This is a genomic window from Bacillus sp. SIMBA_005 (assembly GCF_046535585.1).
In the GTDB taxonomy this organism is placed as follows: Bacteria; Bacillota; Bacilli; order Bacillales; family Bacillaceae; genus Bacillus; species Bacillus pumilus.
The window spans coordinates 1-248 of record NZ_JAWRWI010000907.1; the positions used below are offsets into that span (position 1 = coordinate 1).

At 71.4% G+C, this 248-nt stretch carries 1 protein-coding gene; it reads left to right on the forward strand.

The window, feature by feature from the left end:
- Positions 1-248 (forward strand): hypothetical protein (locus SB660_RS22705; RefSeq protein WP_410584765.1); only part of this gene is annotated, 248 nt, incomplete at both ends.

Sequence of the window (248 nt, forward strand, 5' to 3'; positions counted from 1 at the left end):
GTATGCCGGCTCCGCCGGAACGCCGCGCAGTACCGTATCGGCATGCCCCTGTTCTCACGGAAGCCCCAGCGCTCCACGCACGCCGTGACCATCCATTTCGCACAGCCGATGTCGCCGCACGTGCGGCATGCGCAGGAGGACGGGATCGTCGGGACGCTGCTGCCCCAGCTCGACGCGTCCGCGGTGATCGTCGGCGGCGGTACCGCACTGTCGGCCGAGGGCGAGCCCGCGGCGGCCGACATCGAGCT